The 18084-nt window shown below is 38.3% G+C and carries 10 protein-coding genes and 3 pseudogenes; 6 read left to right on the top strand and 7 right to left on the bottom strand.

Annotation, left to right across the window (positions count from 1 at the left end; all coding sequences use genetic code 11):
• Window positions 1-48: 48 nt before the first annotated feature.
• From F938_RS15540 to F938_RS15530, 4 genes and pseudogenes are all read left to right on the top strand, one after another.
• Window positions 49-552 (top strand): hypothetical protein, encoded by a 504-nt coding sequence (locus F938_RS15540; protein ID WP_005033232.1) that lies wholly within the window; start codon window positions 49-51, stop codon window positions 550-552.
• A gap of 364 nt (window positions 553-916) precedes the next feature.
• A complete protein-coding gene (locus tag F938_RS15535; protein ID WP_005033231.1) occupies window positions 917-1309 on the top strand; it encodes a hypothetical protein in 393 nt (130 codons plus the stop codon).
• A gap of 153 nt (window positions 1310-1462) precedes the next feature.
• Window positions 1463-1558 (top strand): annotated as a pseudogene (locus F938_RS25030) (RHS protein); the annotation flags it as partial.
• A gap of 210 nt (window positions 1559-1768) precedes the next feature.
• Window positions 1769-2494 carry a GAD-like domain-containing protein gene (locus F938_RS15530; RefSeq protein ID WP_005033229.1) on the top strand — a complete coding sequence of 242 codons (726 nt, stop codon included), beginning with the start codon at window positions 1769-1771 and terminating at the stop codon, window positions 2492-2494.
• Window positions 2495-2548: 54 nt separating this feature from the next.
• Here the strand turns inward: F938_RS15530 and F938_RS15525 are convergent, their stop codons facing one another.
• Window positions 2549-3190 carry an alanyl-tRNA editing protein gene (locus tag F938_RS15525; protein ID WP_005033227.1) on the bottom strand — a complete coding sequence of 214 codons (642 nt, stop codon included), beginning with the start codon at window positions 3188-3190 and terminating at the stop codon, window positions 2549-2551.
• Between the two features lie 89 nt (window positions 3191-3279).
• Between F938_RS15525 and F938_RS15520 the strand changes: the two genes are divergently transcribed.
• Window positions 3280-4224 (top strand): LysR family transcriptional regulator, encoded by a 945-nt coding sequence (locus F938_RS15520; RefSeq protein ID WP_004829611.1) that lies wholly within the window; start codon window positions 3280-3282, stop codon window positions 4222-4224.
• Window positions 4225-4333: 109 nt separating this feature from the next.
• Here F938_RS15520 and F938_RS15515 read toward each other — a convergent pair whose 3' ends face one another.
• The 6 genes and pseudogenes from F938_RS15515 to F938_RS15485 all read right to left on the bottom strand — a co-directional run bounded on the left by F938_RS15515 (window position 4334) and on the right by F938_RS15485 (window position 16436).
• Window positions 4334-5485 (bottom strand): acetyltransferase domain-containing protein, encoded by a 1152-nt coding sequence (locus F938_RS15515; protein ID WP_005033226.1) that lies wholly within the window; start codon window positions 5483-5485, stop codon window positions 4334-4336.
• Between the two features lie 316 nt (window positions 5486-5801).
• On the bottom strand, window positions 5802-7211 hold the full coding sequence (gene adeC / locus F938_RS15510; RefSeq protein WP_026040293.1) for an AdeC/AdeK/OprM family multidrug efflux complex outer membrane factor: 1410 nt from the start codon (window positions 7209-7211) through the stop codon (window positions 5802-5804).
• 82 nt (window positions 7212-7293) lie between these two features.
• Window positions 7294-10416 (bottom strand): efflux RND transporter permease subunit, encoded by a 3123-nt coding sequence (locus tag F938_RS15505; RefSeq protein ID WP_005033224.1) that lies wholly within the window; start codon window positions 10414-10416, stop codon window positions 7294-7296.
• Window positions 10416-11489, bottom strand: a pseudogene (locus F938_RS15500) (efflux RND transporter periplasmic adaptor subunit); the annotation flags it as partial. The gene F938_RS15505 and the pseudogene F938_RS15500, both read right to left, overlap by 1 nt.
• 3018 nt (window positions 11490-14507) lie before the next feature.
• Window positions 14508-15011: pseudogene (locus F938_RS15490) on the bottom strand (N-acetyltransferase family protein).
• 234 nt (window positions 15012-15245) lie between these two features.
• A complete protein-coding gene (locus F938_RS15485) occupies window positions 15246-16436 on the bottom strand; it encodes a benzoate/H(+) symporter BenE family transporter (protein WP_005033217.1) in 1191 nt (396 codons plus the stop codon).
• A 162-nt stretch (window positions 16437-16598) separates the two neighbouring features.
• Between F938_RS15485 and pdxR the strand changes: the two genes are divergently transcribed.
• A complete protein-coding gene (gene pdxR / locus F938_RS15480) occupies window positions 16599-18077 on the top strand; it encodes a MocR-like pyridoxine biosynthesis transcription factor PdxR (RefSeq protein ID WP_026040299.1) in 1479 nt (492 codons plus the stop codon).
• Window positions 18078-18084 lie beyond the last annotated feature (7 nt).

Raw genomic sequence — 18084 nt, 5'->3', positions numbered from 1 at the left:
ATCAGAAGCACGTTATAATGGTTATTATCGTAAAAGGATTAAATAAGTATGAGTTATGAAGCTTTTTTAAATGAAAATTTTTTGCTTCCATTAAAAGTGACTAGAAACTGGATGATTGTAAAAAATTATCTATATAACGTAGATTTACAATGGTTGAATTCATTAGATGATGATGAGAAGTTTGATGTAATAGATGCATACTTTTATACAAATATTTTTTATGCGTCAAGTGAAGTTGATGTGAAATCAGTTAGATATAAATTAATTTTAGATGTATATATTATTCCTATAATTGAAAATGATATATATTTAGATTTTGAGTATGAGCTTACAGTAAATTTAATTAATTTAAATAAAAAAAATGAAAGTTTAGATACGATTGAATTTGAAGTGAAAAAAATAAGTAATTTATCAAAAATAATTGATAAATTTATGTCTCATGTATCGCTAGATTTGGTAAATCATATTGAAAGTAATGATTTTAAAATTAGTATTGCTTTAGAAGGTATTGTTAATTCACTGAATCTAGGTGAAAAGATAATAAAGGTTTAGTAATACGAATTACAGGTTGTAATTATGTAGTTATCTCTAATTTTTCACGGCTTTGTTGCATAAAAATTTCATAACTATTTGATTTTAAATTTTTATTCTTGATCTGAAATTGAGTTTATTAAAATAAATTGTTTACATATTTATGCAACAAAGTCTTGTAATGGTATGGTGTAATCGGAAAGAATAGTGGAGGAGATAATCCTTGCTCTGGTTGGCGAGATGATTCACCAGGTCATTCATTTAACGATAAAAATGGTAAAACCGAAATACCATCTCATTTGAATGCTTGGAATAAGCTAGGAGGAGTAGAGAATGTGTATTTGTTATATAAGAAGGGGCTAATCGTTAATGGAAAAAAATACTAATGAAAAATAAACCTTGGAAAAAGTTTAAATATCAAACAGAGTCTAATAAATTTTATTATATTTTAGCTGGTGAAGATTTTAACAATGAATATGGTATTAAACTGAATCCATTTTTGAATAGTGGAAATTTAATGGATAAAGAAGTTGTTGTTGTTCAACAAGAAGACTTGGCTGATTCACCATGCTTTAATATTAAGAATACTGATGCTGGTATTTTTTTGGAAATATATAGCTTGAATAAAGAAGAAATATATATTGTTAATAAAAATTTTGATATGCCTGATTTGATTGAGCTCATTTTTAAATTAAGCCAATTTAGTTATGTGGCTGCTTTGGAATATATTAAGTTTAAATATGGATTCAGAGAAAACTATCTTTTTTTTGAAAGCTAGTCTAAATTAATAATATAATTATAGTCTAAGTATTAATAGTGCCTAACAATCCTGATCTTGGTTTCAACTAAACTTTTATGATAATAGCCTGACCATTTTTTCATATCATGGGCATCCGCTGAATCCTCACTACTAAAATTAATTATATATGTTTATTTTTGTAACCACTTATTTTTAATGGGTACACTGCAAGAAATGACCGACCATACAGGTTTGATCATTTGGAAAGCTGAATATAAAGGCATGGGGTGAGCTCGTGTCAGCAAAGCAACGCTTTGCACGAGCGCAAGACGAGAGCTATGCTTGAAGTGGTAAGTCTGAAAAGATGAATCTCTAGTTTTTTCTAAAAAACAGTGAAATTATCTCAAACAATATACACTAAACATCAAACGATTCAGTCAGTCTTCATTTGATCAATGCTAGTAAAAGTATGAATGCAAATTTGAAAAGGTGTAAAAAATGAGTGAATTTATAGTAGATGAAGATTTTGACTATTTTTATAATGATAAAGGTTTTGGTCCACCTGTATTTTCAGAACCTGTTTCAGATAGCATTATTAATAAATATAAAGGAAAACTACCAACCCAACTCTTAGAGTATTGGAGAGCATTTGGTTTTTCAGGTTGGGGAAATGGTTTATTTTGGTTGGTTAACCCTGATGAATATCAAGATGTACTGGATGTATGGTTAGAAAATATCGAAACCCAACCACATGAGGAATATTTTGTCATTGCTCGAAGTGCATTTGGAGATTTAGAGGTATGGGGAACTCTACATGGAAGATGTCTTACAATTTCCTCCATAATGAATCAAATATTTCCAAATATGGAAGAAATGAAAAAAAATGAAGAGGATTTTTTGGTTCAAATGTTTTTTGCTACACAAAATAAAAAATATTTGGATTTAAAAGATTATAGAAATAAACCTTTATTTGAACGTGTTGTAAAAAAATATGGAGTACTTACGAAAAATGAAATGTTTGGATTTGAACCTGCTCTTGTTTTAGGCGGTCAAGCCAAGCTGGAAAATGTACGTAAGTTACCTATCATTTCGCATTTACAATTTTTAGCCTCACTCGATACTCCACGTATGATGTTGGATATTGGTAAGTATGTAGATGAACAAGGTATAGACCAAGAAAGCTTGAATGAATTGCAGCCTGAAAATTGGATACTATCGATCTAATTAGAGGGGTGTATTTTTAGGGAAAATATTGCCAACTTATAAAATGCCTAAATATTATAGGCACATCTCTGTAACTTTATAGGCAACAGTGAGTTTGCCTTTTTTTATTTTATAGCCAGTAATTTCGATATTGCCAATTTCTGATAAAGATTGAACATGTGTTCCACCACAAGGAAATTTAGGCAGGTCGCCAAAACCAACCTCACGATAACCTTGGTCATTTTGTTGCATCATACGGGGCAAATCACGGCGAATGTATTGCTGACATATCTCTTGAAGATGGATTTGATCGATATCTTGAGCGTTTTCTGACTGCGTAAATTGCACTTTTGCATCTTCAGGCCAATGCTGTGCCTTCACAGGATGCCACCCAAAGCTTTGCATGATATGCCCGATCAAATGACCTGCGGAGTGGAGACGACTATAAAAATGTCTTTGTTTCTGGGCAACTTGGGCAAAAGCCAGACCCAGAGCAATTTCACCCTGACAATAATGAATAATATCACCATCCTGTTGTACAACATGCACGACATTCACATCATTGATTGTACCTAAGTCACTCGGTTGTCCACCGCCTTGAGGATGAAAAGGTGTTTGTTCTAGCCGAACTGCAAATAAGCCATCTTGATTTAATTCGCAGGATAAAACCTGAACGTCTGCACTGGTCTGGTCAGATAAATATAAAGCCTGAGTCATATTAACTTCTACGCAAATTTCTAAGAAAGAATTATATGAAGCAATCCTATTGATGATAATCTAGTAAAAAATGAATTTACTTTTTCCTCATGGGCACAAATCAAAGCATTGCATTACTTCAGGAAATGGCTATTTTCGTCAAGGTTGTGGAGACAGGAAGTTTTTCAGAAACAGCACGACAACTGGGCAATACACCTTCTGCGATCAGTAAGGCCATTACTCGACTTGAACAGGCACTAGAAACCAGACTGTTGCAAAGAACTACACGAAAATTACGTTTGAGCGAAAGTGGTCAGCAAATTTATGGACATTGTCTCGAAATGCTCAATGCTGCTCAGGCTGTAATCGATAACACAGGAAAATTAAACAGTGAACCCAGTGGTACAGTAAGAATCAGCGTACCCAAAGCAGTGGGACACTATATGATTCATCCACATCTTGCTGAATTTTTAGAGCGATACCCCAAAGTCGATATTCAACTGTTATTGGAAGATCGCATTGTTGATTTTATTGATGATGAGATTGATTTGGCGATACGGATTACCAATGAGCCAGCATTGGGATTAAAGGGAAGAAAATTAATTCAGATTGATCATGTACTGGTCGCAACTCCAGAGTATCTCAAACGTTATGGCATTCCACGAAAGCCTCAGGACTTAGTGGATCATCAATGTATCTATTTGGGTGAGCAAGCCAGCGACTCAAAGTGGAAGTTTCAAAAAGGCAATAAAACCACCAGTGTTGTTGTTAAAGGAAGATATTCTGCAAATCATACTGGTATACGCTTAGATGCAGCATTAAATCATATGGGGATTGCAAGTTTACCTTACTTTGTTGCCCGTCAGGCTTTGGCAAACCATACTTTGCTGCAAGTTCTGCCAGAATGGTATTTTAAAACCTATTACAGTGGTGCTGCGTGGTTACTCTATCCACCGACACGCTATTTAGCGCCAAAAATAGAAGTATTTATTCAATTTCTCGCCCAGAAATTAAAATCCGAACCAACACTGAAACATGATGAGTCCCATATTTAAGGGATGCTATGATTCTAATGCGTTGGTGGTATTTTAAGAAAAACTGATGCTAAAATCATTTAGCATCAGTGTGTTGAATGTATATGTGCTGATTTAACCCAAACGCATTTTATAAATATTTTAAAATGGGGATGTGTTTGTTTTGATGTTTAAACTTGGAAAATTTGAGCATCAATGGATAGAGCAAAATACTCAATAGTATGGAGATCAACCATAAGGTAGAGACCTGATCTACACCATAGTATTGACCTTGTGTCGTACCGAAAATTTGCACTGCAACCAGATACAACACTTTTAAAAGATATAAATGAACGATGTAGAAAAACATTGGAACTGAACCAAAAATAATTAACGGTTTAACCCATTTTTGTGTTTCAACTTTTTGTAAAAGTACCAAAAGAATAAGCCCCATACCTGCATTCCAAAGAATAAACAGTAACGACGGTGGGTACTTGGTGAGGTTCATAAAGCTCATCCATGTTTCTGAGAATGCTGGCATAACTTGCCATGCTTGATCACCATAGAGATTGATGATTCTCAGTATGAAAAATAGTGCAATGCTGGATAAACCAAAGCGGAGCAAGATCTGATTTCTTTTTGCCGTATCATTGGATGGGGCAAAAACCTGATGACCAATACAATATCCCAGTGTAATCACACCAATCCAAGGCAAAACAGGATAAGAGGTTCTTAAACGAACGATGTCTCCAATTTCGATCCATCCACGGTCATGTAAGATGAGCCAAAGTTGGTGTAAAACTGGGATATTTTCAAAAGAGATTTGATCAAGTAGGTTATGACCAAAAATAATCATCAAGCTGATACACCACAGCAGTTTTTGCGGTAATCCAATCAGTGCTGCCAAAGCAAGCATACTTATGCCAATTGCCCAAATCACCTGTAGATAAATGACATCGGGTGGAAATTTCCCAGTCCATGCAAAGTTGATTATTAGCAGTTCCAGAAAAACTAAAAAAAGCCCACGTTTGATTAAAAATTCACGGGTCATCTGAAGGCTATTATTTTTTGCTTGATAAAGATATGCCGATAAACCCGTCAAAATGACAAAGACAGGCGCACATAAATGAGCCAAAATTCTGCTGAAGAATAAGGGTTCTTCTGTTGCTGAAATAATCATCGGATCTGGAACTTGATGATGCAGATAAAAGGTTTCTCTGACATGATCAACCATCATGATTAAGATAACTAAACCTCTTAATGCATCAATGGCTTGTAAGCGCTGGGAAGGGGACGTAGACATAAAGAAAAGATAAGGTATAGTGTTATGATATACTGTAACATTAATTTTTCTGCTTTTAAAATTAAAAAATGATCAGTAAAGTTGATGTTTTTAAAATTCAAAATATTGCTGGTTCTAAGCGAAATAAATTTTTTATTTAAATGATCAATACTATTAGCTTTTATGGATATTCATAGAGATGTATTTAATCTATTCACCAAGCTTTTGATTTTCTCAAGCCTTATTAATAAAATAAGGCTTGAGCCATACCGAATTTTTTATGGCGAAAGTATCGTTCTAGTACTTAATTTTCGTACTTTACTTGAGCCAACATTTTTTATTTTTGATCTAATCCTCCACCCAAAGCTTTATATAATTCAATTTGATTGTTCAATTTGCTTTGCTCTAATGTGAGTAGACCTTGTTGAGCAGTATAAGCAGAACGTTGAGCATCCAAAACTGAAAGATAATTGTCGATTCCTGCTTTAAAGCGAGCCGAAGAAAGTCGATAAGTGGTTTGCGTTGCCGAGACAAGTCGACGTTGCGCATCTAAACGTTCGTCTAGATGAGCATGTGCTGCTAAAGCATCGTTAACTTCACGAAATGCTGATTGAATGGCTTTTTCATAATCTGCAAGTGCAATCATTTGATCTGTTTCAGAAATTTTTATATTGGCTTTTCGAGTCCCCCAATCAAAAATGGGTAGATCCAGACTAGGTCCAATTGACCAAACAAAGCCACCTGATTTAAATAAATTTTGAAGATCTGTTGAAGCATAGCCAGTAGAACCCGTTAAGCTAATCGTGGGGAACAGTCTTGCTTTTGCCACCCCCACATTGGCACCTGCGGCAAGAAGTTGGTATTCGGCAGCTTTGATATCAGGTCGATTATTGAGTAAATCACTGCTCAAACCCGTAGCAAAAGTAGCTTGTGTACTGATACGTTCAACTGCTTGATTGGGGAGTAGGCTTTGAGGAACGCTTTGTCCTGCCAATAAGTTCAGCAGATTTTGGGCTTGTGCGACTTGCGTTTTATAGGTGGCAACATCATTTCGAGCTGTTTCCACAGAAATCTGGGCTTGACGTAAAGGAACTTCACTCTCAATCCCTACATCAAATCGCTTTTTATTCAGATGGTAAGAATCCTGTTGGGCGATTAGTGTTTGCTTGGCTAAGCTCAAATTAGATTGTGCAAAAGCATAATCTAACCAAGCTTGAGTCACTTGACTGACTAAGCTAATTTGGGTGGATTGTTGCGCACTTTGAGTGGCAAGATACTGATTTAAAGCCACATCTTTTAAGCTTTTTACACGTCCCCAAAAATCAACTTCATAGGCTGTGATGCCCAGTCCGACTTGGAATGATGAATAAGGATTATTGGGATTAACCGTTGGGTTGACTTGTCTAAGCGCACTGCCATTGGCACCGATTGTCGGAAGTTGATCATTTTTAGTGATTTGATATTGTTGCTGCGCTCGTTGAATATTGAGCGTTGCTGTATGCAAATCACGGTTATGCGCTAAGCTCATTTCAATGACTTGCAATAAACGGGTATCCGAAAAGAAATCTGAATAGCCTTGATGGGCAATTGAGATTTCTGAGCGATTTAGAGCAGAATTTTGAGTAAAATTTTCAGGAATATTAGATTGAATGACAGGCTTTGGTGCTTGTAAATTCATACAAGCGGTCAAAGCAATGGATAGTGTGGAGGCAATCAATCCACGCAATAGGAGTGTTGATTTAGGCATGATTTTTACCCATTTATAAAAGGTGAAAACATCAGCAAGATCAGAGGAAAACATCAGTTTTCTTCTGATCTATTGTGCTGTATTAAAGTTGCGGGTCTTGTTTTGATGGTGATTTTGCAGAGAATATTTTTTCTACTGCGCCTAAGACAAAAATAAAAAATACCGGGACAAAGAAAATCGCTAAAATCGTCGCAGAAATCATGCCTCCAAATACACCTGTTCCTAATGCATGTTGAGTTTCAGAACTTGCACCTGATGCAATCACCAAAGGAATCACACCACAGGTAAACGCCAGTGAAGTCATCAGAATAGGGCGTAAACGGAGTTTAGCTGCTGCAACTGTGGCTTCAATTAAACTCATGCCTTCTTCTTTGAGCATCTTGGCAAATTCAACAATCAAAATGGCATTCTTTGCCGACAAACCGATAATGGTGATTAAGCCAATTTTAAAGAACACATCATTCATCATACCTCTCGACATGATCGCAACAATTGCTCCAAAAATGCCCAAAGGAACCACCAACATGACAGAAAGCGGGATCGTCCAACTTTCATAAAGTGCAGCCAATACAAGGAACACGACCAACATTGAAAGTACCAGTAAAAATGCCATTTGAGACTCGGTTTGTTTTTCCTGTAAAGAAATACCCGTCCATTCATAGCCTATACCTTTGGGCAATTTAGCAATCAATTGTTCCATTTCTCGCATTGCATCACCTGAGGAAGTGTCGAAGTTTGGAATACCTGCAATACTTAAAGATGGTCGTCCGTTATAGCGATTATATTGTTGCGGTGCTTTACTCCATTGAGGTGTGACCACTTCAGACAGAGAAACCAATTGTCCGCTTGAGCCTGCTACCTTGAGACTTAAAATATCTTTTAATTGCATCCGTGATTTAGCATCCACTTGAACAATGACTTGTTGCATCCGTCCTTGATTAGGAAAGTCATTGATATACATTGAACCCATTGAGGTTGAAATAATGTCAGAGACATCAGAAAACTTCACGCCCAAAGCATTGAGTTTCTCACGATCAATTTTTAAAGAAATATTGTCCCCTTGCGGTAAACCTTCGTTCCAGACCATATAGAACTTTTTATTTTTGGCTGCCATTGCCATCAGCTCATCTTGAGCTGCCAGTAATGCAGGCATACCTAAATTTCCACGGTCTTGTAAACGTAAACTAAAACCTGAAAACGTACCTAATTCATCAATGGCAGGAGGTAGCACCGCCATGGTTGCGCCTTCTTTGCTATTCGCCATGAAAGCATTGACTGAATTGGTCATCTCTGTTGCCGTAGAAGTACGGTCTTTGAAATCAGTAAGCGTAGTAAATGCCATCGCAACGTTTTGACCAGCACCACTAAAGCCCCAACCTAAGATTGCTGTATTGCTTTTTACATTGGGATTGTCTTTTAGATGCTGTTCAAATTCATTGACAACGTTGCGAGTACGTTCTGCTGTTGCATCTGAAGGAAGTTGGAAGGAGGTCAGAAACCAGCCTTGATCTTCTTCTGGCATAAATGCGGTAGGCCAATATTTCATGCCTGCAAAGGTGATTGCTGTGATCACCACAAAGATCACCATCATTGGAATGGTATGTTTAATGACTTTGAGTAACAGTAATTCATATTTTTTGGTGACTTTATCAAAACTCCGATCAAACCATGCAAAAAAGCCTTTCTTTTGATGGTGACCATCAATTGGTTTTAGAATCGTGGCACATAGGGCAGGTGTTAAGATCAATGCCAAGAGTGCAGAGAATAAAATCGACACAGACATGGTCAGTGTAAATTGCTGATAGATAATACCGACAGAGCCACTGGCAAAGGCCATTGGTAAAAATACCGCAGCTAGCACCAGTGTTATCCCAATGATTGGGCTGGTGATTTCTTTCATTGCTTTAGAGGTAGCTTCTTTGGGTGGCAAGCCTTCTGTCGCCATAATCCGTTCGACATTTTCAACCACCACAATTGCATCATCGACAATAATCCCGATAGCAAGCACCATCCCGAACATGGTCAAAACGTTGATGGAAAAGCCCAAAAGGAGCATCACTGCGAAAGTCCCGAGTAGGGCAATAGGTGCAACGATGGCTGGAATCAAGGTATAACGGACATTGTGTAAGAATAAATACATCACAATAAACACCAAAACCATGGCTTCAAGTAATGTATGAATCACTTTTTCAATCGAAATTTTAACAAAAGGTGCAGTGTCATACGGGATGCTATACTGCATACCTTCAGGTAAATTCAATTTTAATTCTTCAATTTTGGCTCTTACACCTTCAGCAGTTTTGACTGCATTCGCCCCTGGGCTGAGCTGAATTGCAGCTGCTGTAGCAGGTTGACCATCTTCTAAAATGGCAAAGTTGTAGGCTTGTGAACCCATTTCAACCTCTGCAACATCTGAAAGCTTAATCACGCTACCACTGGTTTTACTTTTTAAACTGATATTTTTAAATTGCTCTACATTGCCCAATTGACCTTGAGCTGACAAAGGAACGGTAATCAATTGTCCTTTTGTCGCTGGAAGATCTCCAAGGCGTCCCGGTGCAATTTCAATATTGTTTTCACGAATTGCCGTATTTACATCGCTGATCGATAAACCATAAGAAATTAATTTATTTGGATCAACCCAGATTCGCATGGCTTTTTCAGCACCAAAAGATTGAACTTTACCAACACCTTCAACACGCTTGAGTTCTTCAACCACATTACGTACCAGATAATCACTCAAATCAACTTCTGAGTATTGTCCATTGGGTGAGTTGATACCGACCAGCATTAAAAAGCCTGATGAAGAAGCTTCTACTTGTAAACCTTGTTGACGAACAACTTGTGGTAACCGCGCTTCCACCGCCTTGATTTTGTTCTGTACATCCACTTGAGCCATTTCAACGTCAGTACCCGGTTTGAACGTTGCAGAAATTTCAGCTGTACCCGAAGTATCGGTTGTTGAACTATAGTAAAGCAGGTTCTTGACCCCCGATAATTCTCGCTCAATCAAAGTGACGACACTATCATTGATGGTTTGGGCAGTAGCCCCTGGGTAGGTCGCACTGATATTGACTTGCGGCGGAGCAACACTTGGAAAGCGTGCAATCGGCAATTTAGGAATACTCAGTACCCCAAATAGAATAATGAAAATCGCTATCACCCATGCAAACACAGGGCGGCGTATGAAAAATTGTGACATCATCATTGAGCTCCTTGTGTTGCAGCTGATTCGGCATGTACAGAGGTATTCGCTGTTGTATTGACAGGAACTTTCCATACGCTTAGCTCAAGTTTTTGGTTAGGTTGGATACGCTCAATACCCTCAACCACCACTTTATCTCCGGCTTTTAAACCTTTATTGGCAATGTAATATTGCTCATATTGTTGTCCCAGCTCGATTGGGCGAATATCAGCTGTACCTTTGGCGTTTATCACATAGACTTGCGGTTCGCCGTTGATATTACGTTGAATGGCTTGAGCAGGAATCAGTAAAGCTTGTGGAACAGAAGCGCGGTTAATGTCTACACGAACATACATGCCAGGGAGTAATTTTCTTTCAGGATTATTGACCTCGATACGAATAGTGACATCACCTGTTTCAGGATCTACATTGATGTCTTCAAACAACATTCTTGCTGTAACGTTATAGGGTTGACCATGACTGTTGGAAATTCGGAAAGTCTTTTGATCATTTGCAGACAGTTCACCATTTTGCAATGCAGTTTGTAAGCGTTCATATTCACTGATCGACTGTTTAATATCGACATAGACTTTATCAATCTGCTGTACTGTAGCCATTTTATTGCTATCACCTTGACCAACCAAGGCTCCTTCAGTGACAAAGGATTGTCCGATTCGACCTGAAATCGGTGCGCGAACAGTGGCATATTGTAAATTGAGATTTTGACGTGTGAGTAAGGCTTTCATTTGTGCTACATCTGCAAGTGCCTGTCGATATTCTGCTTGAGCATTACTGACTTCTTGCTTACTGATGGCATTGCTCGGTAGCAATTGTTGATAGCGTTCTAACTGGACTTTTAAACGTGCCACTTCCGCTTCTGCTTTATTGAGCGATGCACGATTGCTGTTTACATCCGCTTGGAATGTTTCCGAATTAATTTTATAGAGTGCTTGTCCTGCCTTTACTTCACTGCCTTGAGTGAATAACACTTTTTCAATAATACCACCGACTTGGGGGCGAATTTCAGCCGTACGGAATGCTTGTACACGTGCTGGGAGATTCTCACTGAAATTGACTGATTGAGGTTGAATGTTGAGTACACTGCCTTTTGAAGTTAGCGTCTATTGTTTAGTCGCATAATTGAATACTTATCCTTGCATCCGTGGCCCGTAAGTTAAAAATCATGTTAGTAATAGATGCTATCTAATTCCGTCCAAGTCTAAGTAATTGTTGATATGACCATGATTGAAGATATACCAGTAAACTAGATCGCCAAAGTTCGGAAAAAAACTAGAGGAAAACAGATAAACCAGCTTACCATACATATAGAAAATAATTATCATATAATACATTCATGTTCGAAACCCCTTTTAATTGTTAGTGTCGCAAGAAACGGACCCTTGTCGTAAAGAATGAGTTTTATATTTACGTTATTATAACCTGTTATTTTTAAAGGGAAGGTATGAGCGAATTTCGAGCCATCAATGATCTGTATACAATTGACAACCACTCTGCTCACCCCATTAATTTATGTCTTTTTGATTTTAATTATAAAGATAATAGCAGTTGTGAGATGATATATAAATTTTATATATAGAAGCAAACCAGATACTTTATAATTAATGAAAAATATCAAGACAATGATTCTGTTATGTCCCAAAGGATTGTGTCGGACGAGTTTGCAGCCAAACCAATAAAGCCCTATTGAGTAAATGCTTAGGCACCTGCTGTGTTGAAACGTACATTTGGGTCAAAAACTGATCAAAACTTCCAACTCGTTTATATAATTATATAGTTCAATACTAAAATCGATCGCTCCTATATATATCAACAAGACCTCCCTGTTTTACTCAATCAGACAATAACTCTAAGTACAATATTCCTACAGATGATTCACCAACTGCATCAAGTCTATGCTCGCATTGAGTTAAAGACACTTTCCCTGCATAAAAGTGATTCAAATATACTAATGCTTTATAGTCATGTCATAAAGTTAAAGACCGCACTTGCAAACTTTAATTAGCAACAGTCGTAGAGCCGCCTGCGGTAATCCGGATACCTACAAGGTTAGCGCTCAGAATAATTCAACTTTTAATCATAATCTTTGTAATTCTGATCATTACACTTCGTTGTGTAGACGTATAAAAGAACAACGTACTGATCAATTTTTCTTTTTACTGTTGTGCCTGTAACCGTCGCTGTATCATCTAACGACGATGACTCATAAATTTTCGCCTCATTCCCCCAAGAATTGCCAAATTCAAGCTTCATTTCGCTTCTTCAAAAGTACATTCTAAGGAAACGAAATCCAATTCGCCAAGTCAAAGGCTATAAGATTGAGCCGGATTTTCTTTCGGAAATTTATCGTTCGATTGATCTTCCCATTATTCTCTGCAACATTATGTACTGTATTTCTTATGATCGTCCGATGAGAAAACAAAATTGATATGTGAAAAATGTAAGTGAAATCAGCAATCTTCAAACTTTAATAAGTAACAGCACAGGGTTAATTCAGTTGAAAAGCCTAACAGATGTAATTCAATTTTTGGTAAAAAACTGTTGACTACAAGCGGTATTTCAACTTTAAACAGATCATAGTACACGGTTTTGCTGGGTTATATTATCTATAGCTGTGATTTTGTTGGATTTTGTTGTACTTGGAAGAGATTGCTAGTTGAAAAGTACGACAGCCTTTTTGTCGAATCGATCTGTTTATCGAAAGTTGATAGGTACGTGTATGTGAACTTACTAATTAAAAGGTAACATATAACGCAACGATTTAGTAAAGCGCCTTCTTTTTTAGCAGAAACCGCTAAGCACATATGCGCAGTTCACATTTCAGGCCGAAAAGATGAACGCCAGATATCTCCAAATTAAATATCTGCGCTGTTGGAATACTCTATTTTTATGGCACATAAACGGAAGCTTTGAGTTGTAAATGTTCAGGTTGGGTAAACTGCAAAAACGCTTGTAGTTAGAGCACCAATTCCGCGATCACCGCGTCGCTCACAACGAGGTAGCTCAGCTGTTTTTTAACTCAGAGCGGCAGTACTGACACGCCTTGTAAATAAAGTAGAATGTTGATCTCGTTTAGTTGGCGACTTACGCTCATGGCCTAATCTCGAATATCAACCTTTCAGATGAAATCATCAACAAGTGACTCAACATTGTATCATTGCAACTCCAAGTATACTGATCCACTTTCGCGCGGCAAAAGCCCAACATCTTACTTGGATGCAATTTTCCACAAGACATCCTGCGTTCTAGCGTGGTCGCATCGAGCATATTGAAACCTCATTCCTAGATCATGAAGTACGATTATCACCCTCGTGACAACCGAGATTGTCTTGGAGAACTAATCAACATTAATGGATTTTACAGTTAGGGGACTAAGGACCACGCTTTTCACTGGAGTATCCAGATGTTTAGTGCTGATCCTACATTAAATTTGCACAATTTAGAATTCAGTGAGTCGGAATCAACCTTTGACGACTGGCTGTCAAAACGCTGATTGTGATTACTCAACAGTGAGCCATTAGATTTTTAAAGCGACAAACGTATAGTGTTTAGAGCAAACCAAAGCAGCACGATGAATAACCGAATCACACAGTTAGGGCTTCTACAAAGTACCTTATTTATGGATAGGATGTTTGCAACTGAGCCCCAGGACAAACCTTGATGGGAGCGTATACCCAGAACCCGTCAGGTTAGTCAGACAAGGGATATGGGCCTGTCATGTATCTGCTCCTTTGTGAATGCTAATGCCTGGCTACCCTGCTAGGCTACACGGTTGTCTCCATATTTAGCGAGGATAGCGGTTGATCCCCTCGCTCTACGACAGCCTATTGTCGAAACTCCTGTATGAATAGTGGATCATCGCACTCGGCGAGAACTTTGCACATTCGCGAAAAAGCTTGGCAGTACTAATTATAGATGCGCAAACCACCTAGAAAACGCCTAAATTTATTAAGTCATGATCGATGAATATATATTGATGGTGGAGCACCCGGAGCTTACCGCAGCCCGCATGAACGATTGCCGCAAGACCAATTACAGCTTCGTCGATAATTTAAATATCGTAAGTCAGTGAGGGAAGGATGAAAATAGACTGATTAGTTTTGAACTGATTCATGTCTTAATTGAACAGAAAGCATTATAAAAGAAATAAAAAGCATACGGTACTCAATAACTCCAAGGCACACTGCCACCCAAAAATACAGTTTATGAACGATATGTTTACCCTGTTGAGGGTTCCGATACGGCCGTATACAACGGGATTATTTAGTTTTTAGGTAAAAATTTTCAATTAGGGGTTTACCGATCTGTTGACCTCTGGATTTTGGTGAAACATAGAGATCTTCAAGATAACAATAATCCTGCTCAGCCCATGTCGAGCGGTGAATGACATAGTGAACGAAGCCAAATACAGTGTCTCCATGTTTTGCTACAGCACAATAAACAGGTTCGGCATCAGAAAAAAAACGTTGCCATGTGGTTTGAGTGACTGCACTTGATAAACTGACTTGATAAAATTCTTGATAGGCTAACCAATACCCTAACCACTGTGTGTAGTCCACTTGGGTGACAGGTACAATTTGAATTGATAAATTTTCCACAGGTATTCTCCAGTCGGTATAAGTTTGAAAGCAGAGAAAGTAGTGTAATTTTATTGTGGTATCTTCATAAGATACAGTTTTGATCTTTTTGAGAGTACCAGTTGCTTTGAGACCTAAAAAAGGGAGTCTTAGTCTCCCTTGTTTTAGTCAGGTATGTCATAGAATTCCATAATGTCTAAATCACAACTATGGCAAATAGTGGGCACGATAAAAGTGTAATGGTAAAACAATGGTTTATCTTTTAAATTTTCCATTTAAGATCACATAGGACATTAATCCAATGACTAGTCCCCAAAAAGCCCCTCCAATGCCCAACAGATGAATATTTGCAGCAGTGGCTAAAAAGGTGATCAGTGCAGACTCCCGTGTGTCCTGATCATGCATTGCATTTGCCAAACTTCCTGCAATCGTTCCCAGTAAAGCAAGTCCAGCCAACGTTGCAATAAAAACACTCGGGAAAGCACTAAAGAGGCTTGCAAGCGTTAGCCCAAATATTCCAACCAAAATATAAAATATACCTGCAGCAATACCTGCAATCCAGCGTTTAGACGGATCAGTATGAGATGCTTTCCCTGTACAAATCGCTGCAGTGATTGCGGCAAGATTAAATGCATGAGAACCAAAAGGAGCCATTAAAAAAGAGCCCAAACCAGTGATCGTAAATATCGGTTTTAAACTGGTTTGATAACCATCATTTCTAAGTACCAAGATGCCCGGCATATATTGACCTGTGAGTGTGATTAAAAATAAAGGCAGTGCCACACTCAAAAGTGCATTGACTGAAAATGCAGGTACGGTAAAGACAGGCGCAGCCAATTGCAGTTCAAATGCTGAGAAGTCAATACGGGATTGTAAAATTAAAAATATCAAACCTAGCCCAAGTACACTGACAACAGCATAGCGAGCAGAAATTCGTTTAGTCAGCATGTAAACAAATAGCATACTGATCGCTAAGACGGGATCAATACTGATATTGGAAAATGCAGAAATGCCGAATTGTAATAAAATTCCAGCGAGCAGACCTGAACAAATACTTGGAGGGATATAAGCAATCAGTTTTTCAAAATATCCTGTCATGCCTAAAATCACAAAAGCCAGTGCAGAAATCAGATAAGCTCCGATAGCTTCAGCATAAGGAATGCTGACTAATGCTGTAATCAAAAAGGCGGCTGCTGGTGTCGACCACGCCGTAATGATCGGTTCTCGACTGATCCAACTTAGTAGAATGCCTGAAATCCCAACACCAATGGAAATAGACCAAACCCATGAAGCAGTCAGTTCAGCACTTAATCCTGCTGCTTGTGCAGCTTGAAAGATTAGAATAAAAGTACCACCATAGTTGACAATCACCGAAATCAATCCTGCGACAACAGGATGGATCAGATCAGAAGAAAATACTCGAAATGGGCGCTGTTGAGCGTGCATAAGTCAACCCCAAAGATTTTTAATCATGTGTTTAGAGCCCAATCACTTGAGTAAAAGATGTCTTTTTTCTCAATGATTTGGAATGGTCCGATTGAGTGTAGTTTTGATTGTGGTATTTTTATAAGGTACACTTTTGATATTTTTGACAGTACCAGTTTTCTTATGCGTTCACCATCTTCAGCTGTTTTTCCACATTTGATTTTGCCAGAAGGACAGATCAAAGATGGCTTATATCGTGTTTTGCGTGATGCTATCTTGGATGGGCGTTTGCGGGCAGGAAGCAAACTGCCTTCAAGCCGTGCTTTGGCAGAGATGATGTCTATTTCTAGAAACTCAGTTCTGGCTGCGATAGAACGTTTACTGGATGAAGGTTATTTGCAGACCAGACCGAGTTCTGGAACCTATGTTGTTGAAATTATCCCTGATCATTTGATCAATTTACCCTTGGATACAAATTCAACTTCAGTCCAGCCTCCTCAGCAATTAAAGGTTAATCCGCACATCGCAAATTTGTTGCCCGCATGGCAAAAACAAAATGTTTCTGGACAGGGAGAGAAAATCTTTCATGTCGGTGTGGGCTGTACTGATTTATTTCCACACCGACTCTGGGGAAAGTTGCTGGGAAAAGCATGGCGTCAGTCTTACCGACAGTTGGGGCAGTTTCATGATTGTCGAGGCTATTTACCTTTACGCCAAGCCATTTGTGACTATGTCCGTTCGACTCGAGGACTCAACTGCCATGAACAGCAGATTATTGTGGTCAATGGCACACAGCAGGCGATTCATTTGGCTGCATATGCTTTATTGCAAGCGCAAGACCAAGTCTGTTTGGATGAGCCTGGTTATGATGCAGTATTGAATATTTTCCGCAGCTTTGGCATGACTGTAAATCCAATAGCGAGTGACGATGATGGAATGAAGATCAATGAAATCATTCAACATTATCCAGACAGTCAGCTTATTTATACGGCACCATCACATCAGTTTCCACTTGGAGGAACTTTAGGTTTGAGTCGCCGATTGACGTTGCTGGAATGGGCAGTGAGTCAGCAAAAATGGATCTTTGAGGATGATTATAACAGCGAGTTCAGATATGGCACGCATCCTATTCAGGCTTTACAAGGTTTAGATCAACATCAACGAGTGATTTATTCTGGAACATTTTCAAAAATGATGTTTCCAGAGTTCCGTTTAGGATTCATGGTCGTTCCAGAAGCATTGATTGAGACATTTAGTCTCGCCAAGTACTACACCGATACACGAAGCGCTTATCTGGAACAAGTTGCTTTGGCATTGTTTATTCAAGAGGGGCATTATGCGAGGCATGTACGAAAAGTACGCAAAGCTTGTTATGAACGACAGCAGGTGCTTATTGCAGAAATCCAACAACGACTTGCGAATGTCTTGACTGTACAGCCAACAGATTCCGGGATTCATTTGGTGTGTTGGCTCAATCAAGGATGGACAGAACAAGATTTCCTAAAAATATGCGCAGAAGTTGATTTAGCTGTACAGCCTTTATCTCGTTACTGCCAAAGTCCTCCTCAAAAAGCAGCAGTTTTATTTGGCTATGCTGCGCATAGCCCTGAGGAAATCCGCTTTAATATTCAACGCTTAGCACAGCATATTGAATCATATTGATGTTATA

It is taken from the genome of Acinetobacter bereziniae LMG 1003 = CIP 70.12, assembly GCF_000368925.1.
Taxonomy (GTDB): Bacteria; Pseudomonadota; Gammaproteobacteria; order Pseudomonadales; family Moraxellaceae; genus Acinetobacter; species Acinetobacter bereziniae.
Note: the sequence above shows the minus strand (reverse complement) of the source record. Positions and strands in the feature narration are given on the sequence as shown.

What these genes read in the sequence shown, in the direction of transcription:
- adeC (WP_026040293.1), bottom strand. Translation starts at nt 7,211, where the DNA reads ATGCCTAAATCAACACTCCTATTGCGTGGATTGATTGCCTCCACACTA.
- F938_RS15485 (WP_005033217.1), bottom strand. Translation starts at nt 16,436, where the DNA reads ATGCACGCTCAACAGCGCCCATTTCGAGTATTTTCTTCTGATCTGATC.
- F938_RS15520 (WP_004829611.1), top strand. Translation starts at nt 3,280, where the DNA reads ATGGGCACAAATCAAAGCATTGCATTACTTCAGGAAATGGCTATTTTC.
- F938_RS15540 (WP_005033232.1), top strand. Translation starts at nt 49, where the DNA reads ATGAGTTATGAAGCTTTTTTAAATGAAAATTTTTTGCTTCCATTAAAA.
- F938_RS15515 (WP_005033226.1), bottom strand. Translation starts at nt 5,485, where the DNA reads ATGTCTACGTCCCCTTCCCAGCGCTTACAAGCCATTGATGCATTAAGA.
- F938_RS15530 (WP_005033229.1), top strand. Translation starts at nt 1,769, where the DNA reads ATGAGTGAATTTATAGTAGATGAAGATTTTGACTATTTTTATAATGAT.
- pdxR (WP_026040299.1), top strand. Translation starts at nt 16,599, where the DNA reads ATGCGTTCACCATCTTCAGCTGTTTTTCCACATTTGATTTTGCCAGAA.
- F938_RS15505 (WP_005033224.1), bottom strand. Translation starts at nt 10,416, where the DNA reads ATGATGTCACAATTTTTCATACGCCGCCCTGTGTTTGCATGGGTGATA.
- F938_RS15525 (WP_005033227.1), bottom strand. Translation starts at nt 3,190, where the DNA reads ATGACTCAGGCTTTATATTTATCTGACCAGACCAGTGCAGACGTTCAG.
- F938_RS15535 (WP_005033231.1), top strand. Translation starts at nt 917, where the DNA reads ATGAAAAATAAACCTTGGAAAAAGTTTAAATATCAAACAGAGTCTAAT.